Source organism: Sphingopyxis sp. 22461 (assembly GCF_052044915.1).
Taxonomy (GTDB): domain Bacteria; phylum Pseudomonadota; class Alphaproteobacteria; order Sphingomonadales; family Sphingomonadaceae; genus Sphingopyxis.
In genome coordinates this window covers 158,093-184,774 of sequence record NZ_JBQENY010000008.1, presented here as the reverse complement: position 1 = coordinate 184,774, position 26,682 = coordinate 158,093, and the positions used below count along the sequence as shown (strand labels likewise).

Sequence of the window (26,682 nt, the reverse complement as noted above, 5' to 3'; positions counted from 1 at the left end):
TCACGGGATAAGGATTTGCCGATGCGCGCCATTTTTACCGCCCTTGCCCTGTCGCTCGCGCTGCCGATGGCGGCGTGCAGTAGCGATGCAAGCGAGGAAGCGAGCGTTGCGACGATCCCGGTGACGATCGCCGCGGCGGGCAAGGCACATGTCTTCAACGTCGAGGTTGCGCGCACCGACGAGGAACAGGATCGCGGGCTGATGTTCCGCACCAGCCTGCCCGAGGGCGGCGGCATGATCTTCCCTTTCACGAAGCCGCGAATCGGCAGCTTCTGGATGAAGAACACGCTGATCCCGCTCGATATGTTCTTCATCCGCGCCGACGGCAGCATCGATCGCATCGCCGAAAATACGATTCCCGAATCGCTCGAACCGGTGGTCAGCGGCGGCGAGGTTTCGGCGGTGCTCGAACTCGCGGGCGGTACGGCGGCGAAGCTTGGCATCGACGAGACCGCCAAGATCACGTGGAAAGATGGAAAATAGCGCCCGTCCGCGTGGTTTGCGGCTTGCAGACCGCGCTACCTTGCCTGTAAACGCCACGCCATGAGCATCTTGGGCAAGATTTTCACCTGGTGGGACGGTGCGACCGTCGGCACGTTGCTGAACAGCTGGAGCACCGGCACGAAGGTGGGCGAGGACAGCCTCGGCAACCGCTATTTCCGCGCGAAAAAGGGCGGCCGCCGCTGGGTGCTGTACAATGGATCGAACGACGCGAGCCGCGTGCCGCCCGAATGGCACGGCTGGCTGCACGGCACCTTCGACGAGCTGCCGACCGATGCCCTTCCCGCGCCGCGCGCATGGGAGAAGGAAGCGACCCCGAACCTGACCGGCAGCACGGGCGCCTATCGCCCCGCCGGTGCGCTCGAACGCGGCGGCCAGCGCGCCGCCGCGACCGGCGATTATGAGGCCTGGCGGCCCGGCGCCGAGTGAGCGCTGCGGTGCCCAGGCTGACCGCGACCGCCGGGCTGGCCATGCTCGCCGCGCTGTCGCTCGGCGCCTGCGACCGGAACCCGGCGACCAAGGCGGGCGGCAGCGACAAGGCGCCGCAGATCGCGAAATCCGAACGCGTGCCGCAGGAAGTCGGCGGCATCGAAGGCGCAACCCCGATGGCGGACCGCGTCGCGGTCGTCGGCCTGCTCAACAAGCGTAACGGGCTCGTCCGCGAGCTCGAAATGAAGCCCGGCGAAACGGCGCGCGTCGGCCGCGCGATCGTCCGGCTGCGCGCATGCGAGATGACCGCGCCGTGGGAGGATCCGCCCGAGACGGGCGCGTTCGTGCAACTGACGGTGCAGGATCAGCGCGACGACAAATGGTATCGCGTCTTTTCGGGCTGGATTTTCCGCGAGCGGCCTGACCGCAACGTCATCCAGCACCCGATCTATGACGTCTTCGTCAAAAGCTGCGCAATGACATATCCGGGCGGCGAACCCGTCGCGCGTTCGGCACCGAAATCGGGCGCCGCCGCGGCGCCCAAGGCATCGAGGGCGCCCCAGTCGCCCGCGACGAACGGCGGCGAGGGGACGGCAACGCTCGTCGCGCCGCCGGTCGTTCCGGCTCCGGCGCCGAAGGCCGCGGCACCGTCGCCCCCCGCCAACACCGAATAGAGCCGCGCAAGATAGTCGGCCTGGCGAATCTCGATCGCGCCGAGGCTGGCGAGGTGCGGGGTGATGAACTGGCAATCGAGCAATTTCCAGCCGCCGGCGCGTAGCCGCGCGACGAGGTGCGCCAGCGCGACCTTCGACGCGTCGCGCGCGCGGCTGACCATCGATTCGCCGAAGAAAGCGCGGCCGAGCGTCACGCCGTAGAGCCCGCCCGCAAGCTCGCCATCCAGCCAGCATTCGACGCTGTGCGCATGGCCGAGCTGGAACAACCGGTCGTAGCTCGCGCGGATCACCGGGTTGATCCACGTCGTCGGCCGGTCGTCGGCGGGCGCGGCGCACAGCGCGACCATATCGGCAAAGGCGGTGTCGGTCGTCACGCGGAAGCGGTCCGACACGATCACCTTTTTCAGGCTGTGCGAGAGGTGAAAGCCATCGAGGGGCAGGATCGCGCGCAGCCGCGGTTCGACCCAATGGACCGACGGGTCGTCCGCCCCGTCGGCCATCGGAAAAATGCCCTGCGCATAGGCGCTGAGCAGCAGCGCCGGATCTATGGATTCAAAATGTTTCAGCTCGCAGGCTTCACGAATTTCAGCGTCATGCGATCCGATTCGCCGATCGCGACATATTTTGCGCGGTCGGTCTCGCCCTCGGTCAGGTTCGGGGGCAGCGTCCAGACGCCCTTGGGATAATCCTTGCTATCCTTGGGATTGGCGTTGATCTCGCTCTCGCCCGCCAGCTTGAAGCCCGCGGCTTCGGCAAAGGCGACGATCGAGCTCTTCTTCATATAGCCCGACTTTTCCTCCTTCGCGCTGTCGTCATTTTCGTTGAGGCGGTGCTCGACGACGCCGAGCGTGCCGCCGGGTTTGAGCATCGCGAAAATCTGCCTGAACGCGTTCGCGGTGTTGTCTGTGCCGTCGAAGCGCCAGTTGTGGACGTTGCGGAAGGTCAGCACGACGTCGGCGCTGCCGTCGGGCACCTTCGGGTTCGTGCCCGCATGGGGGAATTCGGCGAGCTTTACCGCGCCATAGACCTCGGCATTCTCGGTCTGCTTGGTTTTCACGCGGTTCAGGCCGCGTTCCCACGGCGCCGCGACATACAGCGTACCGCCGCCCGATTTGGTCAGCGGGGCGAGTATTTCGGTATACCAGCCGCCGCCGGGCCACAGCTCGACTACCGTGTCGCCGGGCTTGACGCCAAAGAAGGCGAGCGTTTCGGCGGGGTGGCGATATTTGTCGCGCGGCGTGTTCGTCGCGGTGCGCGTGGGCGCGGCGACGGCGGCGGCGATCGCGTCCTGTGCCTTGTGCGCGGCGTGGGCGTCATGCTGCATCGCGGTCGCGGGAACGGCGATCAGGGCGGCAGCACTTGCAAGCAATAATAGGGAACGCATATGGGGCACCTCTCTCCAGGGGAAGGCCCTGTTTGCGAAGGGATGCGCGGCAATGCAAGTGTCCATGCTGTCCATAGGGATCGGCGCCGCGATTCTGTTCGGCGTGGCCGAGATCGCGAGCTGGCGCCGCAACAACCGCCGCGACGTCGAACAGGTCGGTTTCATGCCGTGGCGCGGGATAGCGCTCGCGTCGGCCGCCGTCGCGCTGTTCGCGACGGCGTTCTGGCTGGCCGGGAAATAACGTCGCCCCCGCGAAGGCGGGGGCCGCTGGAGTGTAGCGCAAGATCGATAGCGGCCCCCGCCTTCGCGGGGGCGACGAATATTACAGGCACGCCTCGAGATAGGGCTGGTCAAAGCCATATTGGCGCGCCTTTTCCAGCGTATAGGGGCGCAGGCCCATCGCGCGATATTCGCCGACGATCTTGCCGTCCTTGTCCTCGTCGAGATATTCGAACTTGAACAGTTCCTGCGTGACGATGACGTCGCCTTCCATGCCGATCACCTCGGTGACGTTGGTGACGCGGCGCGAGCCGTCGCGCAGGCGCTTGATCTGGACGATCAGGTCGACCGAGTCGGCGATCTGCTTCGAGATCGCTTCCTTCGGGATCTTGATGTCGCCCATCAGCACCATATTCTCCATACGGCCGAGGCATTCGCGCGGGCTATTGCTGTGGAGCGTACACATCGAGCCATCGTGACCGGTGTTCATCGCGGCGAGGAGGTCGAAACACTCCGCGCCACGGACTTCGCCCATGATGATGCGGTCGGGACGCATACGCAGCGCGTTCTTGACGAGATCGCCCATGTGGATCGCGCCATTGCCCTCGAGGTTCGCGGGGCGCGTTTCGAGCGGCAGCCAGTGCGGCTGTTGCAGGCGAAGTTCGGCGGCGTCTTCGATCGTCAGCACGCGCTCGCCGGGGTCGATCATCTTGGAGAGGGCGTTGAGCATCGTCGTCTTACCCGAACCCGTGCCGCCCGAGATGACGATGTTGAAACGGCTGGCGCCCGCGATCTTCAGCGCGGTGCACATCTTCTGGCTCATCGCGCCCCATTGGCAGAGCATGTCGAGCGTGATCGGTTTGGCCGAGAATTTACGAATCGAGATCGCGGTGCCGCGCAAGGAGAGCGGCGGGACGATCACGTTGACGCGGCTGCCGTCCTTGAGTCGGGCGTCGGCGAGCGGGGTGGTCTGGTCGACGCGGCGGCCGACGAGGTTGCAGATGCGCTGCGCGATCTGGAACAGATGCTGTTCGTCGCGGAACTGGATCGGCGCGATGACCAGCTGGCCCTTGCGTTCGATATAGGTCTGGTACGGGCCGTTGACCATGATGTCCGAAATGTCCGGGTCGGCGAGTAATTCTTCGAGCGGGCCGAAGCCGAGCAGTTCGTCGACGAGCACCTTTTCGAGCGCGAACTGTTCGCGGCGGTTCAGGGTGATTCGCAGTTCCGCGAGCACTTCGAGGATGATCGGGCGGAATTCCTCGGTCAGCTCATCCTTGTTGAGCGTCGCCGCCGCTTCGGGATCGACGCGTTCGAGCAGGCGCGGCAGCACCTGTTCCTTGATCTTGTGGACCGATGCTTCGAACCCTTGCGCCTTTTCGGGCTCCATCGCCTCGGCGGTCGAGCGCTGGTTCAGCCGCTCCATCGCCTCTTCTTCGGGCGTCAGGTTCGACGGCATCTGCGGGATGTCGACCGGGGTGTCGATCGCGGGGAACTGGGTTCCGCCCGGCACGCCGGGACCAGTCTGCATCGGCTTGGCCACGCCAAAGGCGGGGCGGCCAGCGGTTCCGGGTCGGCGTCCGAATGCACTCATCGGTTTATCCTGCTTCCATATCATCGGGAGCTTCGCTGCCAGCGCAGACGAACCCCCATCCGACACGGTGAATAAACCGGAAACTTTGACATTGTCCTAATGCGGCGGGGACAAGCGACGCGGGCATAAAAAAAGCCCGCATCCGTGAAGGATGCGGGCTTTTGATCGCCGTGGACGGCGGAAGCGATCAGCTTGCGATATGCTCGGCCAGAACGGTGAGGCCGGCTTCGTTAACCTCGGCAAAGCCGCCTTCGACCTCGATCACCTCGGGCGCGGCGCCCGCGGTCGCATAGATGGTCAGCGGCCCGTTGCGCAGCGTCGCCATGAAGGGCGCGTGGCCTTCGAGCACCGAGAAATCGCCCTCGGTCCCCGGCACGGTGACCATATGGACGTCGGCGGTCCGCTCGAGGCGGGCGGGGGTGACGAGTTCGAACTTCAGAGCCATGATATGTCCTTAAACCCCTCCCGCCGGGGGAGGGGTGTAGGTGTGTTACGCGTCTTCGGCGAGCTTCGCGGCCTTGGCGACCGCTTCGTCGATGCCGCCGACCATGTAGAAGGCCGCTTCGGGCAGATGGTCATATTCGCCGTCGACCACCGCCTTGAACGACTTCACCGTGTCTTCGATCGCCACGAACTTGCCGGGGATGTTGGTGAAGACTTCGGCGACGTGGAACGGCTGCGACAGGAAGCGCTGGATCTTGCGCGCGCGGGCGACGACCAGCTTATCTTCTTCCGAAAGCTCGTCCATGCCGAGAATCGCGATGATGTCCTGAAGCGACTTGTACTTCTGCAGCGTTTCCTGAACGCGGCGGGCGGTTTCATAATGCTCCTGGCCGACGATCGCGGCGGTCAGCACGCGGCTGGTCGAATCGAGCGGATCGACCGCCGGATAGATGCCGAGTTCCGAAATCGCGCGGTTGAGCGTCGTCGTCGCGTCCAGGTGGGCGAACGAGGTTGCCGGGGCAGGGTCGGTAAGGTCATCTGCGGGAACGTAGATGGCCTGCACCGAGGTGATCGAGCCCTTGTTCGTCGACGTGATGCGTTCCTGCAGCGCGCCCATGTCGGTCGACAGCGTCGGCTGGTAGCCCACGGCCGACGGAATACGGCCGAGCAGTGCCGACACTTCCGAACCCGCCTGCGTGAAGCGGAAGATGTTGTCGACGAAGAAGAGCACGTCCTGGCCTTCCTGATCGCGGAAATATTCGGCGATCGTCAGACCCGAGAGCGCGACGCGGGCACGGGCGCCCGGGGGTTCGTTCATCTGGCCGAACACCAGCGCAACCTTCGAGCCCTCGGGGGTCGGATTGCCGTCCTTGTCCTTGGCGATAACGCCGGCGTCGAGGAATTCGTGATACAGATCGTTGCCTTCGCGGGTGCGTTCACCGACGCCCGCGAACACCGACGTACCACCATGGCCCTTGGCGATGTTGTTGATCAGTTCCTGGATGAGCACCGTCTTGCCGACGCCCGCGCCGCCGAACAGGCCGATCTTGCCGCCCTTTGCGTAAGGCGCGATCAGGTCGATGACCTTGATGCCGGTGACGAGGATGCTGCTTTCGGTCGACTGGTCGACGAATTCGGGAGCCTTGGCGTGGATCGGCGCGCGGCTGACGGCGTTCACCGGACCCTGTTCGTCGATCGGCTCGCCGATGACGTTGAGGATGCGGCCGAGCGTCTGCGGGCCGACGGGGACCGAGATCTGCGCGCCGGTGTCGGTGACGGGCTGGCCGCGCGTCAGGCCGTCGGTCGCGTCCATCGCGATGGTGCGGACGGTGTTCTCGCCGAGGTGCTGCGCGACTTCGAGAACCAGGCGGCTGCCGTTGTTGTCGGTTTCGAGCGCGTTCAGAATCGCGGGGAGCTGGCCGGTGAACTGGACGTCGACGACGGCGCCGATGACCTGTGCGATGCGGCCCGTGGCGGTGCCGGTGCTCGCAGCCTTGGGAGCAGCAGCCTTCTTCGGCGCAGCGGCCTTGGGCGCGGCGGGCTTCTTGGCGGGCGCCTTTTTCGCGGCGGTGGGTGCGGTTGCCATTGTCTTCTTCCTCGGGTTGATCGGTTAGAGCGCTTCGGCGCCAGCGATGATTTCGATAAGTTCGGTCGTGATCGCCGCCTGACGCGTGCGGTTGTAAATGATGGTCAGCTTGTTGATCAGGTCGCCCGCGTTGCGCGTCGCATTGTCCATCGCGGTCATCGACGCACCCTGTTCGGACGCGGCGTTTTCAAGGATGCCCTTGAAGATCTGGATCGTGATGTTGCGCGGGAGCAGGTCGGCGAGGATCGCTTCCTCGTCGGGCTCATATTCGACCGCGGCGCCGCTCGATGCCGGAACGTCGACCGGCGCGGGAACGGGGATCAGCTGCTGGCCGGTCGCTTCCTGGAGGAGCGCCGAACGGAACTTCGAATAGAAGAGATGCGCGACGTCGAACACGCCGGCTTCGTACATCTCCATGACCTTCGCCGAAACTTCATGCGCCTGGTCGAAGCCGATGTCGCGGATGCCGGTCGTCTCATAGAGCTCGGTGATCTGGCCCGCGAACAGGCGTCCGATGACCGGACGGCCCTTGCGGCCGATCAGGTAGAAGAGAACCTTCTTGCCCTCTGCCTGCAGTTCGAGCGCCTTGTCGCGCGCGGCCTTGACGATGTTCGAGTTGAACGCGCCCGCAAGGCCGCGGTCGCTGTTGAGCACGACGAGCAGGTGCGTGTCGCTCTTGCCGGTGCCCGACAAAAGCTTCGGCGCGCTGTCCGACCCGCCGACCTTCGACGCCAGGCTGGCGACGACGCCTTCGAGGCGCTCGGCGTAAGGACGCGCGGCTTCGGCAGCCGCCTGCGCCTTGCGCAGCTTGGCGGCTGCGACCATTTTCTTGGCCTTGGTGATCTTCTGGGTCGATTTGACCGAGTTGATCCGCCCTTTGAGTTCTTTCAGGTTTGCCATGAAGGCCCCTATATTTCGTCATCCCGGCCGGGGCCGGGACGACGTAAACCTTTAAGCGAAAATCTTGGCGAACGCTTCGAGCGCGGCAACGAGGCCCTTCTTGGCGTCATCGCCAAGATCCTTGGTGTCGCGGATCGTCTTGAGCACGCCGGCGTGGTCGCTGCGCAGATAGGCGATCATCGCCTGTTCGTAACGCGAGACGTCGGTGGTCGCGACATTGTCGAGATAGCCGTTGGTGCCGGCAAAGATCGACGCGGTCTGCTCTTCGAACGGCATCGGCTGGAACTGCGGCTGCTTCAGCAGCTGCGTCAGGCGCGCGCCGCGGTTGAGCAGCTTCTGCGTCGACGCGTCGAGGTCCGAACCGAACTGCGCGAAGGCTTCCATTTCGCGATACTGTGCGAGTTCGAGCTTGATCGAGCCCGACACCTTTTTCATCGCCTTGGTCTGCGCGGCCGAGCCGACGCGCGACACCGACAGACCGACGTTGATCGCCGGGCGGATACCGGCGTTGAACAGGTTGGTTTCGAGGAAGATCTGGCCGTCGGTGATCGAAATCACGTTGGTCGGGATGTACGCCGAAACGTCGCCCGCTTGCGTTTCGATGATCGGCAGCGCGGTCAGCGAGCCCGAACCATTGTCGGCGTTCATCTTTGCCGAACGCTCGAGCAGGCGGCTGTGCAGATAGAACACGTCGCCGGGATAAGCTTCGCGGCCCGGCGGGCGGCGCAGCAGCAGCGACATCTGGCGGTAAGCGACGGCCTGCTTCGACAGATCGTCATAGACGATCACGGCGTGCATGCCGTTGTCGCGGAAATATTCGCCCATCGTGCAGCCGGTGTAGGGTGCGAGGAACTGCAGCGGAGCGGGCTCCGACGCGGTCGCGGCGACGACGATCGAATATTCCATCGCGCCATTTTCTTCGAGCTGGCGGACGATCTGCGCGACGGTCGAGCGCTTCTGGCCGATCGCGACATAGATGCAATAGAGCTTCTTGCTCTCGTCATCGCCCGCGTTGGCTTCCTTCTGGTTGATGAAGGTGTCGATCGCGACGGCGGTCTTGCCGGTCTGGCGATCGCCGATGATCAGTTCGCGCTGGCCGCGGCCGACGGGGACGAGCGCGTCGAGCGCCTTGAGGCCGGTCTGGACGGGTTCGTGAACCGAGGTGCGCGGGATGATGCCCGGCGCTTTCACTTCGACGCGCATGCGCTTTTCGGCCTTGATCGGGCCCTTGCCGTCGATCGGGTTGCCGAGGCCATCGACGACGCGGCCGAGCAGGCCCTTGCCGACGGGGACGTCGACGATCGTGCCGGTGCGCTTGACGGTGTCGCCTTCCTTGATCTCGGCGTCCGAGCCGAAGATCACGATGCCGACATTGTCGGCTTCGAGGTTGAGCGCCATGCCCTGCACGCCATTGGCGAATTCAACCATTTCACCGGCCTGGACGTTGTCGAGGCCGTGGACGCGGGCGATGCCGTCGCCGACCGACAGAACCTTGCCGATTTCGCTGACCGTTGCGTCGGTGCCGAAATTGGCGATCTGGTCCTTGATGACCTTGCTGATTTCAGCGGCGCGGATTTCCATGGTTTAGCCTTTCATCGCCTGTGCGAAGCTATTGAGACGGGTACGGATGCTGCCGTCGATCAGCTGGCTGCCCAGCTGGACGACGAGACCGCCAAGAATGGCGGGGTCGACGGTCGCGGCGACGGTGACGTCGCGCCCGACACGGGATTTGAGGTTCGCGGTCAGCTCTTTGAGCTGCGCGGCCGAAAGCGGATGCGCGCTGGTGACCTTCGCGGTCACTTCGCCGCGGTGATCGGCGACGATCGCGTCGAAGGCGTCGATCATCCCGGGCAGATCGGCGAGGCGGCGATTCTCGGCGAGCACGCCGAGGAACTTCGCGGTCAGCGAATCGAGCTTCATCGCCTTGGCGACCGCGGCGATCGCGTTCGCGGCGTCGGCGCGGGCGACGACCGGGCTGGCGATCAGCGCCGACAGGTCGGTCGATTCGGTCAGGCCGGCGCGAAGCGTCGCAAGGCTCTTGGCCACCGCATCGATCGCGTTCGATTCGCGCGCCAGATCGAACAAAGCGACTGCATAACGGCCCGCGAGGCCCGCCGTGATGTTGCCCTGAATGCCGCCGGAATTCTCCACGCGTGAAAGTCCTTTGTTGCTATCCCGTGGGGGATGGGTCGCGCGCTTTTCGGGGATATTCGACGAATGCCCCCCACGCGAAGTCGCGGCGCGCCTAGCAACGATTTTGCTGCAATGCAAGGCGGGGGCACGATTGCTTTTGCCCCTTCGTGCGATAGGGACGGGCGAACCAAAAAATATGACGTCGAAGGGAAGGTGCACGATGGGCGAGATGATCCGGATGACGATGGACGATGGTGCCGAGATCGCGGTCTATCACGCGCAGCCCGACGGCGTGCGGCGTGGCGGTCTGGTGCTGATCCAGGAAATCTTCGGGGTTACCGACCATATCCGCGAAATGTGCGACGAGTTTGCCGCCGAGGGCTATGAGGTACTGTCGCCCGCGCTCTTCGACCGCGAGCATCCGGGGTTCGAGAGCGACTATTCGGGGCCGCAGTTCCAGCGCGCGGTCCAGCTGGCGCGCGAGCTGCATCCGTTCGAGCAGAGCCTGAAGGACGCGCAGACGTGCATCGATGCGCTCAAGGGCAAAGGTCCGGTGTTCATCACCGGCTATTGCTATGGCGGCTCGGTCGCGTGGCGGATGGCGCAGATCAGCGCCGACCTTGCGGCGTCCTCGGCCTATTATGGCAGCCTCGTGCCGACGATGTTCAAGGACGAGGCACCCGCCTGCGCGGCGATCGCCCATTTCGGCCGCTATGACGACGGCATCCCGATGGAAGGCGTCGAGGCGCTGATCGCGAAGGATCACCCGACCGCGCAAATCTTCGTCTATGACGCGGGGCACGGCTTCAACAGCGACCGGCGCAAGGATTATCACGAAGCGAGCGCAACCCGAGCGCGCGAGCGCACGCTGATGCTGTTCAGGGCGTGCGGGGGATGAGGCTGGTCTTCATCCATGGTCCCGCGGCGTCGGGCAAGCTGACCGTCGCGCGCGAACTTGCGGCGCAGACCGGGCTGCCGCTGTTCCACAATCATCTGGTCGTCGATGCGCTGCTGGCGGTCTTTCCCTTCGGCAGCGACGCCTTTGTCGAACTGCGCGAGACGATGTGGATGGATGTATTTCGCGCGGCCGCGGCCGGCGGGCGATCGCTGATCTTCACCTTCCATCCCGAGGCGAGCGTCGCCCCCGATTTTCCAGAGCGGGTCGTCGCGCTGGTCGAACAGGCCGGGGGGCGGGTCGATTTCGTCGCGCTGACGTGCGCGCGAGAGATTGTCGAAGCCCGTCTCGACGCGCCGTCGCGGCAGGCAAGCGGCAAATTGTCGTCGGTTGCGTTGTATCGCGAACTCGCGGCGACCGGCGCCTTCGCCTATCCCGCGCTTCCCGCCGCGCGGGTCGCGATCGATTCGGGGGCCATGCTTCCCGCCGAAGCGGCGGAGCGGATTCGCGCCGCGCTCGGCCTCGGATAGCGCGCAACGCGTGAAGCTCGCCCTGAACCTGCTACTGGCGCTTGCCGTCTTCGCACTCGTCGCGGCGGCGCTGCTCTATACGCAGCAGCGCCGGCTGATCTTTCCGGCGCCATCACACTATCCGCAGGCGCCGCCGCAAGGCTTCCGCCTCGTCCACACCCGCACCGACGACGGGCTGCGGCTCTCGGCCTTCTATCGCCCCGCGCTGCCGGGCAAGAAGACGCTCCTCTTCTTCCACGGCAATGGCGACAATATGCTCGGCGCGATCGAGGCGACGCGCGGGCCGGCGGCGGCGGGGCACGGGCTGATGCTGGTCGAATATCGCGGCTATGGCGGCAATCCCGGATCGCCGGGCGAGGCGGACCTCTATCGCGATGGCGCGGCGGCGATGCGCTGGCTCGCCGGGGCCGGGGTCGATCCGCGCCAGATCGTCGTCGTCGGCAATTCGGTCGGCTCGGGACCGGCGACCGAAATGGCGCTGCGGTACGATGTCGCGGCGTTGATCCTCGTGTCGGGGTTTTCGGATTTGCCGTCGGTCGTGAAGAGCCAGGTCCCGCTCGTCCCGCGCTGGCTGGTGCGCGACCGGTTCGACAATGCGGCAAAGCTGGCCCGCGTGAAGGCGCCTGTCTATCTGATGCAGGGCGACGCCGACACGCTGGTGACGCCCGCCAATCTGGATCGACTGGCGCGGGCGCGGCCCGACGCGACGGTCGCGCGTGTCGCAGGGGTTGGGCACGAGCTGGCCTACACCGCCCCCGCGCAGGCGATTCTCACGAAATGGGTTGGCGGACTCCGCTGACGGTCAGCCGCCGGTCGCCGGTTTGACCGCTGCGCTGCTCGCCGGCTGGCAGCGATAGACGAGCCGCTCGTTCGGGCTGGCGGGCAGCGCGCTGCGGATCGCGTCCTGCTGCGCGGCGAGCCCTGCGAGCTCGTCGGGGTTGGCGGTGCAGCTCTTGAGCGTGACCGTCGCGCGCGTCTCGCGCGCCTTGGTCATCGTTTCGGCGTCGAGCAGATAGCGGTCGACGCGGTAATCGCGCCCGGTCGAATCGATCGACGCGACGGTGACCGTCGCCTCGTCGTTCGGCACGAGGATGCGCTGCCAGCGGTCGTCGGCGCCCCGCGTATATTGCGTGCGCCCGTTGACGCAGCCGCTCTTGCCGATGGTGATCGGTACGTCGGTCGTCGCCGATACGGTGATGCGGCTGCGGTCGGGGCGGATCGTGCAGAGGAAATTGCCCTGCGCAAGTTTGGGCGTTTCGGTGGCGGCGGCGGTCGCCGCTTCTTCTGCGATCTCGGCGTGCGCGTCGGGACGCGTGACGAACAGGATCGCGGCGCCGAGCATCAGCACCGCGCCCGCACCGCCCGCGATCTTGGCGTTGCGCAGATTCTTCTGGCTGTAGAAGAGCAGGCCGGCGCCCGCGGCGAGCGCGCCGATCACGAAGAACACGCCCGCGAGCGCGATGCGGTTTTCGCGCGCGGCGAGCGCGTCTTCCGCGGCGCGCGCCTGCTTCAATTCGCGGTCGAGCCGGGCGGCGGCGTTCTTCGCGGCATTCGCCTCGGCGCTCGCGCGCGCTTCGGCGTCGATCGCGGCGCGATCGCGGGCGTCGGCTTCGGCGAGCGACAGGCACGGCGTGCCGACGCTGGTATATTGCTGGTTCGCATCGGCGAGGAAGCGCATGAGCTCGCGCCCGGAAATGGCAAAGGCGAAGGGCGAATCGCCGTCGTCGGCGCGCGTGATCGCGGTATTGATCCCGGTGATGCGGCCGCACTGATCGACGAGCGGGCCGCCCGAATTGCCGCGCGAAATCTTCGCGGTGTGGATCAGCATCGCGACCCCGTCGACGCTCTGCGTGTTCGACATATTGCCCTCGCTGCGCGTCGGGGTGCGCGGGGTGATATAGTCGTTGGCGCTGCGCGCGGTCGCAAGGTCGACATTGCCGGGATAGCCCAATGCCACGACATCGGCGCCCGAATCGAGCGGGCCGGTATAGATCGCGGCGGCGGGCAGGCGGCTCTCGGTAATCTCGATCAGCGCAAGATCGCGCGCGGTGTCGATCGCGATCAGCTTGCCCGCGAAACTCTTCTGCCCTTCGGACGGGACGACGCCCAATGCGACATTGTCGGGATATTTGGCGGCCGATTCGACGACGTGCGCGTTGGTGACGATCCTTGTCGGCGAGATCGCGATGCCGCTGCCGTGGCCGAAACCGACGACTTCGCCATCGACCATCGCGACGGTGACGACGCGCACGACGCTGCGCGACGCGGCGCTGATGTCGTCGGCGGCATGGACCGGAAGCGAGAGAGTAAGAAGGGCGAGCAGCAGCGCGAGGAGGCGGGTCATGGCGCGGAACCTAGTCGCTCGCGGCGCGAAGGCAAGCGCGGCTAGATATAAGGGCTCCACATCATCATCCACGCGCCGGCGCTGCCGGCAAGGATGACGAGGCCGCTGAACGCCAGAATGATCGCGACGCCTTTTTTCGCCGCCGGGGTGCCATGCGCGCCCGCGCGCAGATAAAGCTCGGCCAGCCCGAGCGGGATCAGCGAGCTGGCGAAGGCGAGGAAGAGGTCGAAGGGGCCGTCGAGCGCCTTGCCGATCCCTGCGCCGCCGGTCGCCATGCCCCACGCCATATAAGCGACGCGCATGAACCACACCGCCGAGGCGACCGCGAAGAGGCGCAGCGCCCAGCGGCAGTGCTCGACAAAGCGGCGCGCGCGGGCGGCGCGCCACGCGAGCGCGGCGAAGGCGAGGATGAGCAGCGCGTCGAGCGTGATCCCGATCGCACCGGCGAGCACGAGCCAGGTTTCGCGCACCCAGGTGAGCCACAGCCCGCCGAGCGCGAGGGTGACCGCGCTGACGAGGTAGAGCCGTCCGTTCCAGCGATGCACCGCGGGCCAGCGGCTGCGGATCGCGGGGACGAGCTGGACGAGCCCGCCGAAGGTGATCACCGCCGCCATCAGCACATGCACCGCGAAGAGCAGGTTGCCCGCGCCGTCGCCCGCGACAAATCCCTTGATCAGCGGCTTGTCGTTCCACGCCGCGAAATTGCCCGAGAGCGAGGAGGGGTAATAGAAGAGCAGGATGAAGGCGGTGAAGAGCAGCTGCCCCGCGGCGATAGCGAGATAGCAGAAGGTCGCGCTTCGCCCGAGCCAGTCGGTGCGGCGCGCGGGCCGTGCGGATGCGATTGCTGCGTCGATGGTTGCCATGCTCAGCTCCCCGATTTCCGACGGGAGAGTGCGTTTTTCGGCGTAGTGAGTCAATGATATAATACAGTAACACAGCTGGGCCGAAATGTTTGAACGCAAGCATCGGGACGCGGCGCGAACCGGGCGGTGGCATTGAATGTCCAACGCACGAGAAAGGATATTCCGATGACCTATTCGATCCAGGGACTAAACCCCGAACCCTTTGCCCCGCTCTTCGCGCTCGACGACGCCGGACTCGCCGCGCTCAACGCGCGCCGCGTCACCGCGACCGCCGATCGCGGCTTTCCGTGCCGGGTCAGCCTCGAGGATGCAAAGGCGGGCGAGGCGCTGATCCTGCTCCACCACACCAGCCACGATGTCGAAACGCCGTATCGTAGTGCTTATGCAATCTATGTGCGGCCGGGCGTTGAAGCGGCGACCTATCGCGATGAACTGCCGCCGGTGTTCGAGGGCCGCGCGCTTGCGCTGCGCGCCTTCGATGCCGAGGGTATGCTGCAGACCGCGCGGCTCGCGGGGCCGGGCGAGGCCGATGGCGCGATCCGCGACCTGTTCGCCGACGATGCGATTGCCTATATCGATGCGCACAACGCCGCCTATGGCTGTTTTGCCGCGCGAATCGAAAGGAATTGACCATGGACTTCAGGGCCATGACCGACGACGAGCGTTGGGAAGCGGTACAGGCGCGCGACAAGGCGCAGGACGGCCGTTTCGTCACCGGGGTGCTGACCACCGGCATCTATTGCCGGCCAAGCTGCGCAGCGCGCCATCCCTTGCGCCAGAATGTCCGCTTCTTCGCCGACGGCGACGCGGCGCGCGCCACGGGCCTCCGCCCTTGCAAGCGCTGTCTGCCCGACGATGTCGCGCGCGACGAAAATGCGGTGATCAAGGCGATCGCGGCGATCAAAGGCAGCGAGGAACCGCTCGCGCTCGGTGATCTCGCCGCGCGCACCGGCTATTCGCCGACGCATTTCCAGCGCGTCTTCACCCGCCACACCGGCCTGTCGCCCGCGGCCTATGCCCGCGCGCTGCGCGAAGAGCGCGCGCGGCAGGCGCTGAGCGATGGCAGCCGGGTGACCGACGCGATTTACGACGCGGGCTTTTCGGGGCCGTCGCGTTTCTACCAGAATATGGAAGGACGCATGGGCATGACGGCGTCGGCGTGGGTGAACGGCGGCAAGGGCACCGAGATCCACTGGGCGGTCGTGCCGACCAGCCTTGGCGAAATGCTCGTCGCGGCGACGGAGAAGGGCGTGTGCCGCCTGAGCTTCGACGAAGGGCGCGAGGCGCTCGAGGAGCGTTTCCCTGCGGCCGAACTGGTCGAAGGCGGCAAAGAGTTCGAAGCCTTGCTCAAACAGGTCGTCGACGCGGTCGAGGCGCCGGTGAACGGCTTCGATCATATTCCGATCGACGTGAAGGGCACCGCCTTTCAGGAAGCGGTGTGGCGCGAGCTCCGGAAAATCCCGGCGGGCGAGACGCGCAGCTATGCCGACATCGCCGCGGCGGTCGGCAAGCCGAAGGCGGTGCGTGCGGCGGGGAGCGCGAATGGCGCAAATAACGTGGCGGTGCTGATCCCGTGCCACCGTGTGGTACGCAGCGACGGAACGCTCGGCGGCTATGCCTATGGCCTGCCGATCAAGGAAGAATTGCTCAAAAGGGAGAGTTTTTGATGGCCGACAAAGTTGCCGAGTTCCGCGCGTTGCACGTTCCGGGCGATCCGCTGATCCTGATCAACATCTGGGACGCGGGAAGCGCGAAGGCGGTCGCCGCGACGGGCGCCAGGGCGATCGCGACCGGCAGCTGGGGCGTCGCGTCGGCGCACGGATCGTCCGACGGCGAGAATTTTCCGCTCGAAGCGGCGCTCGCCAACCTCGCGCAGATCCTGGCGGTCACAGACCTGCCCGTCACAATCGATATGGAAGCGGGCTATGGCGACGACCCCGCGGCGGTGGGCGAATCGGTGGCGCTGGCGCGCGATGCAGGTGCGGCCGGCATCAACATGGAAGACCGGCTGCCCGGGCAGAAGGAACTGCTCGCGACTGCAGATGCCGCCGAACGCTATCGCGCTGCCGCCGACACCGGCATCTTCGTCAACGCGCGCTGCGACCTGTTCCTGGGGCAGGATGCGGCGAAGGACGGCGACGCGCTCGTCGCGGCGACGCTCGAACGCGCGCGCGCCTATGCCGATGCGGGCGCGGGGTCGCTGTTCGTGCCGTTCCTGCTCGATCCCAAATGCATCGGTGCGATCTGCGACGCCTCGCCGCTGCCGGTGAACATCCTGCGCGGCAAGGGCGGCCCGACGCACAAGGAGCTTGCCGCGCTCGGCGTCGCGCGGATCAGCCACGGGCACCAGCCGTGGGCCGCGGCGATGGCATGGCTGGCGGCGCAGGCTGCCCAAGTGCTGGGCGGCGCCGAACCCGACTATTGAAGAAAGGCTAGTCGTCGTCGGCGTCGTCGGCGACGGCTTCCTTGCCGGTGCCTGCCGCGCCCGCGCGGCGGGCCTTCATCGCCTCCAGCCGCGCGAGCATCGCTTCGCCCCGGCCATTGTCGTGCGGATCGAAGGCCACCGTCCGCGCCAGCCGCAACGCGGGTTCGAACTCACCCTGATTCGCGAGCGCAATGGCATAGGCGACCCGCATCTCGATATTTTCCGGCGTGAGGACAAAGGCGCGCTCGAGCGCCTGGATCGCCATCTCGCTCGGCCGTTTGCCTTCGGCCAGAAAGCTGTCGAAATAGGCGTAGAGCGGCACCGCGTCGTCGGGATCGGTGCGGTTGGCGAGCTGGATCGGTTTGCGTGCCGCGCGCCATGCGGCGGCGTCATCCTCGCCCTTTTCGCGCAGTTGATACAGCTTCAGCCGGCCGAGCAGGACATTGGCGCGGACATGGTCGGGCCTGGCCGCCAGCACCTTGTCCAGCGCGGCCTGCATCGCCGCAAGGTCGCGCTTGTCGCTGTCGATGTCCCATTCGGCGGCCGCAAGCTCGAACTGGACGTCGGCATTGGCGGGCTGCTCGGCCGCCAGTTTGCGCAGCGTATCGCGCGCTTTGGTCAGCCGCGCCGCGTCGCCACGCGCATTCAGCCGTTCGAGCCGCGCCATGACCACGGCATCCTCGTCCGCCGACAGTGGCGCGATCCTGATGTTGGTCGAGACGAGAACGGCCTCGCGCGTGGTGCGGTAGCTGAGCCTGCTCTCGATATAGCGGTTCAGATCTTTGTCGAGCAGCGCAAGGTCGCCAAAGGCGTCGGTCGCCGCCTGTCTGGGGTCGGTGCCGGCATTGATCGCATTGGTATAGACGTTGATCTGGTCCCCCCGCGCGGCGCTGTGGAACAGCATGTGGGTGAGCACCCAGGCGCGGCCGTAATAGACATCCATCTGCCCGCTGTTCCGCATCGCGCGGGGTTGTTCGAACAACAGTCTTTCGGCGGGAATTTTCGGCATCGCCAGCAGGCCATAGGCGCGGCGATAGACCGGATGGCCGATCATCGCGCGGCCCTGCTTGTCGAAGTCGACCGTCGAATAATATTCCGCGAACCCTTCGATCAGCCAGGCAGGAAACGCCGCGCGGAGGTGGCGCTTCATGAAATGGTGGCTATATTCGTGGAACAGCACTTGCTGCGAGGCCGATGTGCCGGTGACGTTGCTGCCGCCGTTCTGGCGAAAGGACATGGCGAAGCTGCCGTCGCGGTCCTGCCGATAATAGCCCGCGATCGACGCGCTCCGCGATCCGGTTGCCAGTTCGGCGACGTCGGGCGCCGCGGCGACCAGATAGATCGGCAGCTTGCTTTCCTCACCGGGCGTTTCGACCTTGAAGAGCAGGCGCAGCGTGGTGTCGAAACGCTGCAAATTCTGCGCGAATTCGCGGAGCGATTTCTCGTTGCTCTCGCTGTAGATGATGAAACTGTCGGTGTCGGCGCGCAGCCATTTGGCCTCGGCCGCGCCCGCCATTCCGACCGCCGCGATCCCGGCCAGCAGGCCCAAGCCGATTCTCTTCATTCTGCGCCCCCGCGTCGAAACCCCTGGGGGATGCTGCCAGTGCGCCCGGCTACAGTAAAGCCCTGTTGCGGCTAGACAAAGCTATAGGGGTCGATATCGATCGCGAGGCGCGCTTTTGCCGGCCAGTCGACGCTGTTCACCCAGTCGCGGATCGTGCCCTGCAGGTCGAAGCTGCGCGGCGCGTGGAGCAGCAGGCGGAAGCGGTGGCGTCCGCGCAGCATCGCGAGCGGGGCGGGGGCGGGGCCATAGACGGCGAGGCCGTCGGCGACGGGTGCTTTCTGGCCCAGCCGCTGCGCGACGCCGCGCGCGACCTCGATGTCCTCCGACGAGATGACGAGCGCGGCGAAGCGGCCATAGGGCGGTGCGCCCGCGAATTTGCGCGCCGCGGCCTCGGCCGAATAGAAGCCGTCGCGGTCGTTGGCGACGAGCGCGGCCATCACCGGCGCGTCGGGAACGCGCGTCTGGATCAGCACCTCGCCGGGCTTGACCCCGCGCCCCGCGCGCCCCGCGACCTGCGCGATCTGCTGGAACGTGCGTTCGGAGGCGCGGAGGTCGCCGCCGTCGAGGCCGAGGTCGGCATCGACGACGCCGACGAGAGTGAGGTTGGGGAAATGATAGCCCTTGGTGACGAGCTGGGTGCCGATGATGATGTCGACCAGCCCGCCCTCGACATTGTCGACGAACTCGGCGGCCTTCGCGGGCGACCACAAAGTATCCGACGTGACGATGGCGGTTCTTGCTTCGGGAAAGCGCAGCGCGACCTCGTCGGCGACGCGTTCGACCCCGGGACCGCACGCGACAAGGCTGTCCTCATCCTCGCATTCGGGGCAGAGCCGCGGCGGCGGCATGACATGACCGCAATGGTGGCACGCGAGACGGTGGACGAGGCGGTGCTCGACCATCCACGCGGTGCAGTTCGGGCACTGGATGCGGTGGCCGCACGTCCGGCACAAGGTCAGCGGGGCGAAGCCGCGGCGGTTCAAAAAGAGCAGACTCTGCTCGCCCTTCTGGAGCCGGTCGGCGAGTGCGTCGACGAGCGGCGGGGCGAGCCAGCGGCCGCGGTCGGGCGGATCCTGCCGCATGTCGATCGCGGCGAGGTCGGGCAAGGTCGCGCCGCCGAAGCGCGCGGGAAGCTGAATATGGCGGTAACGTCCCGCCTCGACCATCGCGAGGCTCTCGAGCGCGGGGGTCGCGCTCGCGAGGATGACGGGAAGCCCCTCGAAATGCCCGCGCATCACCGCGACGTCGCGCGCGTGATAATGGACGCCATCCTCCTGCTTGAAGCTCGTTTCGTGCGCCTCATCGACGACGATGACGCCGAGATTGGCGTAGGGGAGGAAGAGCGCCGAGCGCGCGCCGATGACGATGCGGGCGTCGCCCGACGCGATCGCGTGCCAGGCGCGGCGGCGTTCGGCCGAGCGCAGCCCGCTGTGCCAGGCGACGGGTTCGCAGCCGAAGCGCGCGGTGAAGCGCGTGAGCATCGGTTCGGTGAGCGCGATTTCGGGGAGCAGTACCAGCGCCTGCTTGCCGGCATCGATCGCGGCGGCGATCGCTTCCATATAGACTTCGGTCTTGCCCGATCCGGTGACGCCGTCGAGCAGCAACGTGTCGAATTTCGCGGCATGCACCGCGTCTCTCAGCTGCGCGGCGGCGGCGGTCTGTTCTTCGGAGAGGTCGGGCGGGGCGAAGCCGCTGTCGGGTTCGGGGTAGGGCTGGTCGGCCGAGACGGTCACGGCTTCGAGCGCCCCCGTGTTCACGAGCCCGCGGATCACCGCGTCGCTGACCTCGGCGAGCGCGGCGAGTTCGCGCACCATGCCCTGCCGGTCGCCGATCGCCTCGAGCGCGACGATGCGCTGCGGGGTCATCCGTGCGGGCAGTTCGCCCGTCGCGCGATATTCGACGATCGGGCGGCGCGCATCGGCGAAGGCGACCCCGGGGAGCACCATGCGCAGCACCGCGCCGGGCGGCGCGAGATAATAGTCGCTCGTCCATTCGACGAGGCGGCGGAGCGGCGCGGGCACCGGCGGGACGGGCACGACTTCGTAGAGATTGCGCAGGCGATTGTCGCCGACCGCCTCGGGCGCGCCGAAGCTGGCATCCTCCCACACCACGCCGCCGAGCCGCCGCGGGCCGAGCGGCGCGATCACGACGCTGCCGAGCGGCGCCTCGTTTTCGCGCGGGACGCGATAGTCGAGCGGGCCGAGGGCGGCGGTGAGGAGGAGGACGCGGGCGCGGGTCATGGGCTGCGCAGGATATAGGGCGGCGGGTAAAATAGGAAAGCGCGGGGAGCGGTGCTCCTCATTCTTTCGTCATGCCGGACTTGATCCGGCATCCATTCCTGCGTCCTCGACATGGACCCCCGGATCAAGTCGGGGGTGACGACGAAGGTCAGGTGGGGGCGAACGCCGCCTTCTTCACCCGGCGCTTCGCCGGCTTCGGCCGCTTGAACCAGAAGGTCCACACCGCAAGGCTGCCGAGCATCGTCAGCGAAAGACCCGAGATCGTCAGTATGATGCGCCACGCCCAGCCGCCGACCTTCGACGCGTGGATCGGGAAGGCCATGTTGAACGCCTGCGCGCCGCCCGGCATCGCGAGCGCATCGCGGGCGCCGAGCAACTCGCCGTTCGCCGCGTCGAACCACAGGGTCGAGCGGCCGTTGGGCAGCCATTCGGCCTGCTGGCGCATCCGCAGCATGATCGGGTCGCCCTCTTTGCGCGGCAGGCTGAGGATGCGGAATTCGGCGTCGGGGAAGCGGCGCCGCGCCTCGGTCAGCATCGCGGTGTAATCGGGCTGTCCGGCGAGCGGGCCACCCTTGTATTTCGGCGGCTCGATCGCCTTCGCCGCCTCGGCGGGCGAACCGAAGGGGGCGATCATCACCATCGCGAAGGGGCGGAAGATCATCATTGTGCCCGTGACGATCGAGATCAGCAGCAGCGGCGCGGCGATGATGCCGAGATCGCGGTGATGCATCACGATCGACGGGCGGCTCATCCGCTTCGGCCACAGGCGGAGCTGGAAGGTCTTGCGCGTGCGCCACCACAGGATCACGCCGCTGATCACGAAGAAGAGCCCGCACAGCCCCGCGATCCCGATCACCCATTCGCCATTGTCGCCCGCGAAGAGATGGTGGTGGAAATCGAAGATCCAGAGCTCGGGCCGCTCCCACTGGCTCGCCCAGCGCGTCACGATATCGCCCGACTGGCTCGCATAGGCGCCGGCATCCTTGCCGAAGCGGAGCTGGTGGAGCCCGAAACGTTCGTCGGCATAGATGATGCCCTGCGCGCCCGGCATCGCCATCAGCTTTTCGGTGGTCGCGGCGACCGTCGTCAGGTCGCCGCGCAGCGGATCGCCGGTGCCGGGAAATCCGATCCACAGATGCTCATAGAGCAGGATCGTGCCCGACAGGCCGAGCAGCGCGAGCACAAGGCCGATCAGGCCCCCCGTCCAGCGGTGCAGCGTGTCGAGCAGCTTCATCATCAGAAACGATAGTCCCAGCCGAGGGTGAAAGTGCGCCCGCGACCCGCGAAATAGGACAGCTGGTCGCTCGGCAGACGCGTGTCGCTCGAATAGTCGATATATTGCTTGTTGAAGAGATTCTGCGCCGACAGGCTGATCCCGCCAAAGCCCGTCTGGTAACGGACATAGGCGTCGGTCAGCGTGTAGCCGCCAAAATCATTGTCGCGCAGCTTGAGCGGGCTGCCCCGCGCATCGTCGGCGGCGCGCGCCTTGCCGTCGAAGCGGCGCTTCAGATAGACCTGCGTCTGGATGCGCGCCGAGAAGGGGCCGCTGTTATAGCTTGCCGCGAGGTTGACGCGGTCGGGCGAGATGTTGACCCCGTCGAGGTCGCTGTCGACCTTGCCGTCGGGCACCGCATCGCTGTCGAAGCGGCCGATCAGATGCGCATAGCCGATATTGAGCTTGAGCCCGTCGATCGGCGTCTGGACGCCGAGGTTGACTTCGAGCCCCTGGATTTCGACGCGCAGGCGCTGGACGTCGAAGTTGCGGTCGGCGCCGGTAACGAGGAGCTGGCCCTTGTCGCTCGACGACCAGAAATAGGCGGCGCTGGCATCGACCGGGCCGCGCTTCACTTCGAAGCCGATCTCGCGATTGTTCGACACGACGGGCGAGATATCGAGGAAATTGTCGATATCGATGCCCGTGCGGTTCACCGCGCGGGTGATGCGGCCGATGTCGGGAACGGTGAAGCCCTCGGCATAGCTTGCATAGGCGCGGATGCCGTCCCACGGTTCGACGATCACGCCGCCGTTGATCAGCAGGTCTTCGAACTTCGGCTTGCCGCCGGCAACGGCGACGCCGCCATAGCTTGCGAGGCCGCACGGCACCGGCTGCGTGGCGGGCGGCGCGGGGCAGGCGACGAAGGTGGTCGACGCGAGCGTGCGATAATCGTCGATCTTGATCTTCACATTTTCCCAGCGGACCCCGCCTGCGAGGCGCACAACGCCGTCGAACAGTTTCAGGTTCGCCTGTCCGAAGGGGGCAAGGCTGCGGAAATCGCTCGGCGGCACCCAGCGGCGGCCAGTCGCGATCAGCGCCTGTTCGGTCTTGTCGACCAGCGCGTCGAACCCGATCGTCAGTGTCAGATCCTCGAAGCCGGGGACCGCGCGTTCGTAGCTGAACTTGGCGCCGAGCTTGCGGCTGCGGTTCTGCGACTGGTCGAACAGCGTGCCGACGGGGGCGATCGCCGGATCCTGGAAAGTCGCCTGCGTCACGATTTCGCCGCCGAAGGTGTCGCGGCTGCGGTTGAAGAAGATCTGGCTGACAAAATTGCCGCCGCCAAGGTCGGTGTCGGTCAGCGACAGCGCGACGCTTTCGGTGCGGCTTTGCGCCGACTTGCCCGGCGGGTTGCCGCGCACCGCGCTGGTCGGGATGCCGAGCGTGCGGTTGCCGGCGACCGCGACATAGTCGCCGTCGCCCTTCAGCTCGAAGCGGCTGGCGATCAGGTCGAGGCGTGCGCTCGGCGACAATTCATAACCCAAACGCGCGAAGAAATTCGTCGCCTTGCTGTCCTGCGTTTCGCCCTGCGTCAGGTTGAGCCCGATCGGGCGCCCCTTGGCGTCCGAAAACACGCCGCGGATTTCATAAGTCGCGCCGACGCTCGCGTCGAACCGGCCCGCCTTATACTGGACGAGGCCGCCGGCCTTGCCGCCCATCCCGGCCTTCGAAAAATCATTGTCGGCGGTGCCCTGCAGCAGGAAGCGGCCCGAAAGACCCTCGTCCTTCGGCGCGCCAACGGTGACCTGGTTGACGATGCCGCCGGTGCCGCCGATGCCCTGCAGCGCATTCGACCCGAAGATCAGCTCGACGCGGTCGACGAAGAAGCCGTCGATCGTGAAGCCGTCGCGGCTGCCGTCGCGCATCGGGGTCGATTGCGGAATGCCGTTGATCGCATAGAGCGGCGAGCGCCCGCGCAGCGATTCGCCCGAGCCCGAAAGCTTCTGCCGCGTCGGCGAGAAGCTGGGGGTCAGGTTCGCGACCGCGTCGGTGACCGACCCCGAAATCGCGAGCTGCTGGTCGAGCGCATCCTTGCCGATGATATCGATGGTGAGCGGCAGCGCGTTCGGCGGCAGGATCGTGCGCGCCGCGGTGACGACGATCGTCTCGCCCGCCGCGCTGTCCGCATCGACGGGGGCAATGTCCTGCGCGAAGGCGGGCGACGAAAGCGCGGTGGTGAGCAGCGCGGCGGCGGCAATTTTGCGAATCATTATCAACTCCTGTTGGCAGGGCCGCTAATGAGAGCGATTCGCATAGGCAAGGAAAAATCCGCCCGATCGATGCTGTTTTGCTACTTTGTCCCGCCGCGTGGAAAATTCGCCACAGTGCCGAAAAGCGCGCTATCAGCTTGCCAATGCGGGAAAAGGAACTGCGCTTCGCCCTAATTTGCTACGGCGGCATCAGCCTCGCCGTCTATATGCACGGCATCACGAAAGAGGTCTGGCGGCTCGCCGCGGCGTCGCGTGCCTTTCACGACGGCGCGTCGCTGAGCGGGGCGGGCAAAGTCTATGGCGAGCTGCTCGCGGAGATCGCGGCGCGCAGCAATGTGCGGCTGCGCGTGCTCGCCGACATCGTCGCGGGGGCGAGCGCGGGGGGCATCAACGGCATCTTCCTCGCGCGCGCGCTGGCGACGGGGCAGTCGCTCGACCCGCTCACCGACCTGTGGCTCGACGGCGCCGATGTCGACCGGCTGATCGACCCCGATGCACGCCCGCTGTCGGCGGCGACCAAATTCTGGGCGGTGCCGATCGCCGGCTGGATGATGAAGAAGCGCGGCAACGCCATCGACCGCACCGTCGGCGCCGGCGCGCAGGACGAGGTGCGCGTCAAGCTGTCGCGCTTCGTCCGTGCGCGCTGGTTCGAACCGCCCTTCGGCGGCGAGACCTTCACCAATCTGCTGCTCGATGCGTTCGACGCGATGGATGCGGGGCCGCGCGGACCGGTGCTGGTGCCGGGCGGGCAACCGGTCGACCTGTTCGTCTCGGTCACCGATTTTGCGGGGCACAGCGTTCCGCTCGCGCTCAACAGCCCGCCGCGCGTCACCGAGGACGAACATCGGTTGATGCTGCATTTTCGCAAGGACAGCCAGTTCGGCAAGCGGCTCGACGATGTGCCGGGGCTGGCCGCGGCGGCGCGCGCGACGGCGAGTTTTCCCGGTGCCTTTCCGCCCTTCACCTTGCGCGAACTCGACCGGGTGCTCGAAAAGCGCAAGATCGCGTGGCCGGGGCGCGAGGCTTTTATCCATGCGCAGCTTCCGGCGGGCGGCGAAGGCGATCCCGCCGACCGCGTGCTGATCGACGGCTCTGTGCTCGCGAATGCGCCCTTCCGGCCCGCGATCGCGGCGCTCAAACAGCGCCCGGCGCGGCGCGAGATCGATCGCCGTTTCGTCTATATCGACCCCAAGCCCGATTATCGCTCGATCAGCTTCGGCAAGCCGGGCGAACAGGTGGCGGGCGAGGCCGCCCGGCTTCCCGGCTTTATGGCCACCATATTGGGGGCGCTGTCCGAAATTCCGCGCGAACAGCCGATCCGCGAGAATGTCGAGGCGATCGAGGGGATGTCGCGCCGCATCCGCCGGATGCAGCATATCGTCGACGCAATGAAGGTCGAGGTCGAGGAGCAGGTCGCGGCGCTGTTCGGCACCACCTTCTTTCTCGACACGCCGACGGTTGCGCGGCTCGAAAAATGGCGTGCCAAGGCGCAGGATCAGGCGTCGGCGCGCGCGGGCTTTGCTTATGCGCCCTATGGCCACCTCAAGCTGTCGGCGGTGGTCGAGGAGATGGCGAGCCTGATCGACCGGCTGTTGCCGCCCGAGGGCGCCGTCCATCAGGTCAACCGGCGCCTCGCGCTGTGGGAAGAGGCGCGCGCGCGCGGGCTCGACCGGATTTCGGGCAAAAAAGGTGCAGGCGCGAGCAGCGACGCGGTCGTCTTTTTCCGCACCCACGACCTCGGCTTTCGCATCCGCCGCCTGCGTTTCCTCGCGCGCGAACTCGACACCGCGGTCGAGGCGACGCGCGATGGCCGCGACCCGGTGTGCGAGGACATGCGCGAGGCGATCTTCACCGCGCTCGGTCTCTATCTCGACCGGCAGGGTGACAGCTGGCTCGCCGATCTCGACCTGCCCGCCGACGCCGGACCCGGCGACTGGATCGACGCGATCGCGGCGCGGCGCGACCTGCGCACGGTCGATGGCGAGGCCGATGCGCTCATCGCCGCGGGGCTCGCCGCGATGCCCAAGAACGACCGGCGGACGCTCCTGCTCGCCTATCTCGGCTATCCCTTTTACGACATCGCGACGCTGCCGCTGCTGCAGGGCGAGGGGTTCGACGAATTCGACCCGATCAAGATCGACCGCATCTCGCCGTCGGACGCGACCGCGATCCGCACCGGCGGCGCGGCGGCGATGCTCAAGGGGGTCGAGTTCAACAGTTTCGGCGCCTTCTTCAGCCGCGCGTACCGCGAGAATGATTATCTCTGGGGGCGGCTCCACGGCGCCGACCGGTTGATCGATATCGTGGCGAGCAGCGTCGGCGGCGAGGGGGCGCTGACGGGCGAGGATCTGAAGGCGATCAAGCGCCGGGCGTTCCACGCTATCCTCGACGAGGAGGAGGGAAGGCTGCCGAAGGTGAAGGCGCTGATCGACGAGCTACGAGGAGAGATCGGATAATTGATCCGTCGCCCCGCGA

General features: G+C 66.5%; 24 protein-coding genes and 1 pseudogene. 11 read left to right on the top strand and 14 right to left on the bottom strand.

Annotated features, from left to right (window positions below; all coding sequences use genetic code 11):
• Positions 1–21: 21 nt before the first annotated feature.
• From ACTJI5_RS14955 to ACTJI5_RS14945, 3 genes and pseudogenes are all read left to right on the top strand, one after another.
• Positions 22–483 carry a DUF192 domain-containing protein gene (locus ACTJI5_RS14955; protein ID WP_440860868.1) on the top strand — a complete coding sequence of 154 codons (462 nt, stop codon included), beginning with the start codon at positions 22–24 and terminating at the stop codon, positions 481–483.
• Between the two features lie 60 nt (positions 484–543).
• Positions 544–930: an NADH:ubiquinone oxidoreductase subunit NDUFA12 gene (locus tag ACTJI5_RS14950; RefSeq protein WP_037513557.1), complete on the top strand. Its 387-nt coding sequence runs from the start codon at positions 544–546 to the stop codon at positions 928–930.
• Between the two features lie 41 nt (positions 931–971).
• Positions 972–1,343 (top strand): annotated as a pseudogene (locus ACTJI5_RS14945) (DUF2155 domain-containing protein); the annotation flags it as partial.
• A gap of 35 nt (positions 1,344–1,378) precedes the next feature.
• Here the strand turns inward: ACTJI5_RS14945 and aat are convergent.
• A complete protein-coding gene (gene aat, locus ACTJI5_RS14940; protein WP_440860931.1) occupies positions 1,379–2,170 on the bottom strand; it encodes a leucyl/phenylalanyl-tRNA--protein transferase in 792 nt (263 codons plus the stop codon).
• Positions 2,167–2,988 (bottom strand): class I SAM-dependent methyltransferase, encoded by an 822-nt coding sequence (locus ACTJI5_RS14935; protein ID WP_310257110.1) that lies wholly within the window; start codon positions 2,986–2,988, stop codon positions 2,167–2,169. The genes aat and ACTJI5_RS14935 overlap by 4 nt, the downstream gene beginning before the upstream one ends.
• A 52-nt stretch (positions 2,989–3,040) precedes the next feature.
• On the opposite strand from ACTJI5_RS14935, the gene ACTJI5_RS14930 reads away from it, so the two are divergent.
• Positions 3,041–3,229 carry a hypothetical protein gene (locus ACTJI5_RS14930; RefSeq protein ID WP_294048476.1) on the top strand — a complete coding sequence of 63 codons (189 nt, stop codon included), beginning with the start codon at positions 3,041–3,043 and terminating at the stop codon, positions 3,227–3,229.
• 81 nt (positions 3,230–3,310) lie between these two features.
• Here the strand turns inward: ACTJI5_RS14930 and ACTJI5_RS14925 are convergent, their stop codons facing one another.
• The 6 genes from ACTJI5_RS14925 to ACTJI5_RS14900 form a co-directional block, all read right to left on the bottom strand.
• Positions 3,311–4,801, bottom strand: coding sequence for a CpaF family protein (locus ACTJI5_RS14925; RefSeq protein WP_058537703.1), 1,491 nt, complete (start codon positions 4,799–4,801; stop codon positions 3,311–3,313).
• Positions 4,802–4,988: 187 nt separating this feature from the next.
• The gene (locus tag ACTJI5_RS14920) at positions 4,989–5,246 is read right to left on the bottom strand and encodes an ATP synthase F1 subunit epsilon (RefSeq protein ID WP_037513563.1); all 258 of its coding nucleotides are present in this window, start codon (positions 5,244–5,246) and stop codon (positions 4,989–4,991) included.
• A gap of 45 nt (positions 5,247–5,291) precedes the next feature.
• Entirely contained in the window at positions 5,292–6,830 is a 1,539-nt protein-coding gene (gene atpD, locus ACTJI5_RS14915; protein ID WP_440860867.1) for a F0F1 ATP synthase subunit beta, read from the bottom strand.
• 24 nt (positions 6,831–6,854) lie between these two features.
• On the bottom strand, positions 6,855–7,730 hold the full coding sequence (locus tag ACTJI5_RS14910; protein WP_440860866.1) for a F0F1 ATP synthase subunit gamma: 876 nt from the start codon (positions 7,728–7,730) through the stop codon (positions 6,855–6,857).
• Positions 7,731–7,781: 51 nt separating this feature from the next.
• Complete coding sequence (atpA, locus tag ACTJI5_RS14905; RefSeq protein WP_058537705.1) at positions 7,782–9,311, bottom strand: F0F1 ATP synthase subunit alpha; 1,530 nt, start codon at positions 9,309–9,311, stop codon at positions 7,782–7,784.
• A 3-nt stretch (positions 9,312–9,314) separates the two neighbouring features.
• A complete protein-coding gene (locus tag ACTJI5_RS14900; protein ID WP_440860865.1) occupies positions 9,315–9,881 on the bottom strand; it encodes a F0F1 ATP synthase subunit delta in 567 nt (188 codons plus the stop codon).
• A gap of 202 nt (positions 9,882–10,083) precedes the next feature.
• Between ACTJI5_RS14900 and ACTJI5_RS14895 the strand changes: the two genes are divergently transcribed.
• The 3 genes from ACTJI5_RS14895 to ACTJI5_RS14885 are packed head-to-tail and all read left to right on the top strand — an operon-like array spanning position 10,084 to position 12,087.
• Positions 10,084–10,761, top strand: coding sequence for a dienelactone hydrolase family protein (locus tag ACTJI5_RS14895; RefSeq protein WP_440860864.1), 678 nt, complete (start codon positions 10,084–10,086; stop codon positions 10,759–10,761).
• Positions 10,758–11,288, top strand: a complete 531-nt coding sequence (locus tag ACTJI5_RS14890; RefSeq protein ID WP_310257129.1) for an AAA family ATPase — start codon at positions 10,758–10,760, stop codon at positions 11,286–11,288. Before ACTJI5_RS14895 ends, ACTJI5_RS14890 begins: the two co-directional genes overlap by 4 nt.
• 10 nt (positions 11,289–11,298) lie before the next feature.
• Positions 11,299–12,087 carry an alpha/beta hydrolase gene (locus ACTJI5_RS14885; protein WP_440860863.1) on the top strand — a complete coding sequence of 263 codons (789 nt, stop codon included), beginning with the start codon at positions 11,299–11,301 and terminating at the stop codon, positions 12,085–12,087.
• A gap of 3 nt (positions 12,088–12,090) precedes the next feature.
• Here ACTJI5_RS14885 and ACTJI5_RS14880 read toward each other — a convergent pair whose 3' ends face one another.
• Positions 12,091–13,632, bottom strand: a complete 1,542-nt coding sequence (locus ACTJI5_RS14880; protein ID WP_440860862.1) for a S1C family serine protease — start codon at positions 13,630–13,632, stop codon at positions 12,091–12,093.
• Positions 13,633–13,673: 41 nt separating this feature from the next.
• The gene (locus tag ACTJI5_RS14875; RefSeq protein WP_440860861.1) at positions 13,674–14,495 is read right to left on the bottom strand and encodes a DUF2306 domain-containing protein; all 822 of its coding nucleotides are present in this window, start codon (positions 14,493–14,495) and stop codon (positions 13,674–13,676) included.
• A gap of 165 nt (positions 14,496–14,660) precedes the next feature.
• Here ACTJI5_RS14875 and ACTJI5_RS14870 point away from each other — a divergent pair, with 165 nt between their 5' ends.
• From ACTJI5_RS14870 to ACTJI5_RS14860, 3 genes are read left to right on the top strand one after another with little or no spacing between them, the layout of a single operon-like run.
• Positions 14,661–15,125, top strand: coding sequence for a DUF1203 domain-containing protein (locus tag ACTJI5_RS14870; RefSeq protein WP_440860860.1), 465 nt, complete (start codon positions 14,661–14,663; stop codon positions 15,123–15,125).
• A gap of 2 nt (positions 15,126–15,127) precedes the next feature.
• Positions 15,128–16,162, top strand: coding sequence for a bifunctional DNA-binding transcriptional regulator/O6-methylguanine-DNA methyltransferase Ada (gene ada, locus ACTJI5_RS14865; RefSeq protein WP_310257142.1), 1,035 nt, complete (start codon positions 15,128–15,130; stop codon positions 16,160–16,162).
• A complete protein-coding gene (locus ACTJI5_RS14860; protein ID WP_440860859.1) occupies positions 16,162–16,920 on the top strand; it encodes an isocitrate lyase/PEP mutase family protein in 759 nt (252 codons plus the stop codon). Before ada ends, ACTJI5_RS14860 begins: the two co-directional genes overlap by 1 nt.
• A 7-nt stretch (positions 16,921–16,927) precedes the next feature.
• Here the strand turns inward: ACTJI5_RS14860 and ACTJI5_RS14855 are convergent, their stop codons facing one another.
• The 4 genes from ACTJI5_RS14855 to ACTJI5_RS14840 form a co-directional block, all read right to left on the bottom strand.
• Positions 16,928–18,484 (bottom strand): tetratricopeptide repeat protein, encoded by a 1,557-nt coding sequence (locus ACTJI5_RS14855; RefSeq protein ID WP_440860858.1) that lies wholly within the window; start codon positions 18,482–18,484, stop codon positions 16,928–16,930.
• Positions 18,485–18,555: 71 nt separating this feature from the next.
• Positions 18,556–20,724 carry a primosomal protein N' gene (locus ACTJI5_RS14850; RefSeq protein ID WP_440860857.1) on the bottom strand — a complete coding sequence of 723 codons (2,169 nt, stop codon included), beginning with the start codon at positions 20,722–20,724 and terminating at the stop codon, positions 18,556–18,558.
• A 148-nt stretch (positions 20,725–20,872) separates the two neighbouring features.
• A complete protein-coding gene (locus tag ACTJI5_RS14845; protein ID WP_440860930.1) occupies positions 20,873–21,958 on the bottom strand; it encodes a PepSY-associated TM helix domain-containing protein in 1,086 nt (361 codons plus the stop codon).
• A 2-nt stretch (positions 21,959–21,960) separates the two neighbouring features.
• Complete coding sequence (locus ACTJI5_RS14840) at positions 21,961–24,207, bottom strand: TonB-dependent receptor (protein WP_440860856.1); 2,247 nt, start codon at positions 24,205–24,207, stop codon at positions 21,961–21,963.
• A 143-nt stretch (positions 24,208–24,350) separates the two neighbouring features.
• On the opposite strand from ACTJI5_RS14840, the gene ACTJI5_RS14835 reads away from it, so the two are divergent.
• Positions 24,351–26,663 (top strand): patatin-like protein, encoded by a 2,313-nt coding sequence (locus ACTJI5_RS14835; protein WP_440860855.1) that lies wholly within the window; start codon positions 24,351–24,353, stop codon positions 26,661–26,663.
• Positions 26,664–26,682: the final 19 nt, after the last annotated feature.

Excerpts from the sequence above, each read along its gene's own strand:
- ACTJI5_RS14955 (WP_440860868.1), top strand. The coding sequence starts at position 22 with ATGCGCGCCATTTTTACCGCCCTTGCCCTGTCGCTCGCGCTGCCGATG.
- ACTJI5_RS14950 (WP_037513557.1), top strand. The coding sequence starts at position 544 with ATGAGCATCTTGGGCAAGATTTTCACCTGGTGGGACGGTGCGACCGTC.
- ACTJI5_RS14935 (WP_310257110.1), bottom strand. The coding sequence starts at position 2,988 with ATGCGTTCCCTATTATTGCTTGCAAGTGCTGCCGCCCTGATCGCCGTT.
- ACTJI5_RS14930 (WP_294048476.1), top strand. The coding sequence starts at position 3,041 with ATGCAAGTGTCCATGCTGTCCATAGGGATCGGCGCCGCGATTCTGTTC.
- ACTJI5_RS14925 (WP_058537703.1), bottom strand. The coding sequence starts at position 4,801 with ATGAGTGCATTCGGACGCCGACCCGGAACCGCTGGCCGCCCCGCCTTT.
- ACTJI5_RS14920 (WP_037513563.1), bottom strand. The coding sequence starts at position 5,246 with ATGGCTCTGAAGTTCGAACTCGTCACCCCCGCCCGCCTCGAGCGGACC.
- atpD (WP_440860867.1), bottom strand. The coding sequence starts at position 6,830 with ATGGCAACCGCACCCACCGCCGCGAAAAAGGCGCCCGCCAAGAAGCCC.
- ACTJI5_RS14910 (WP_440860866.1), bottom strand. The coding sequence starts at position 7,730 with ATGGCAAACCTGAAAGAACTCAAAGGGCGGATCAACTCGGTCAAATCG.
- atpA (WP_058537705.1), bottom strand. The coding sequence starts at position 9,311 with ATGGAAATCCGCGCCGCTGAAATCAGCAAGGTCATCAAGGACCAGATC.
- ACTJI5_RS14895 (WP_440860864.1), top strand. The coding sequence starts at position 10,084 with ATGGGCGAGATGATCCGGATGACGATGGACGATGGTGCCGAGATCGCG.
- ACTJI5_RS14890 (WP_310257129.1), top strand. The coding sequence starts at position 10,758 with ATGAGGCTGGTCTTCATCCATGGTCCCGCGGCGTCGGGCAAGCTGACC.
- ACTJI5_RS14880 (WP_440860862.1), bottom strand. The coding sequence starts at position 13,632 with ATGACCCGCCTCCTCGCGCTGCTGCTCGCCCTTCTTACTCTCTCGCTT.
- ACTJI5_RS14875 (WP_440860861.1), bottom strand. The coding sequence starts at position 14,495 with ATGGCAACCATCGACGCAGCAATCGCATCCGCACGGCCCGCGCGCCGC.
- ACTJI5_RS14870 (WP_440860860.1), top strand. The coding sequence starts at position 14,661 with ATGACCTATTCGATCCAGGGACTAAACCCCGAACCCTTTGCCCCGCTC.
- ada (WP_310257142.1), top strand. The coding sequence starts at position 15,128 with ATGGACTTCAGGGCCATGACCGACGACGAGCGTTGGGAAGCGGTACAG.
- ACTJI5_RS14860 (WP_440860859.1), top strand. The coding sequence starts at position 16,162 with ATGGCCGACAAAGTTGCCGAGTTCCGCGCGTTGCACGTTCCGGGCGAT.
- ACTJI5_RS14855 (WP_440860858.1), bottom strand. The coding sequence starts at position 18,484 with ATGAAGAGAATCGGCTTGGGCCTGCTGGCCGGGATCGCGGCGGTCGGA.
- ACTJI5_RS14850 (WP_440860857.1), bottom strand. The coding sequence starts at position 20,724 with ATGACCCGCGCCCGCGTCCTCCTCCTCACCGCCGCCCTCGGCCCGCTC.
- ACTJI5_RS14845 (WP_440860930.1), bottom strand. The coding sequence starts at position 21,958 with ATGAAGCTGCTCGACACGCTGCACCGCTGGACGGGGGGCCTGATCGGC.
- ACTJI5_RS14840 (WP_440860856.1), bottom strand. The coding sequence starts at position 24,207 with ATGATTCGCAAAATTGCCGCCGCCGCGCTGCTCACCACCGCGCTTTCG.
- ACTJI5_RS14835 (WP_440860855.1), top strand. The coding sequence starts at position 24,351 with ATGCGGGAAAAGGAACTGCGCTTCGCCCTAATTTGCTACGGCGGCATC.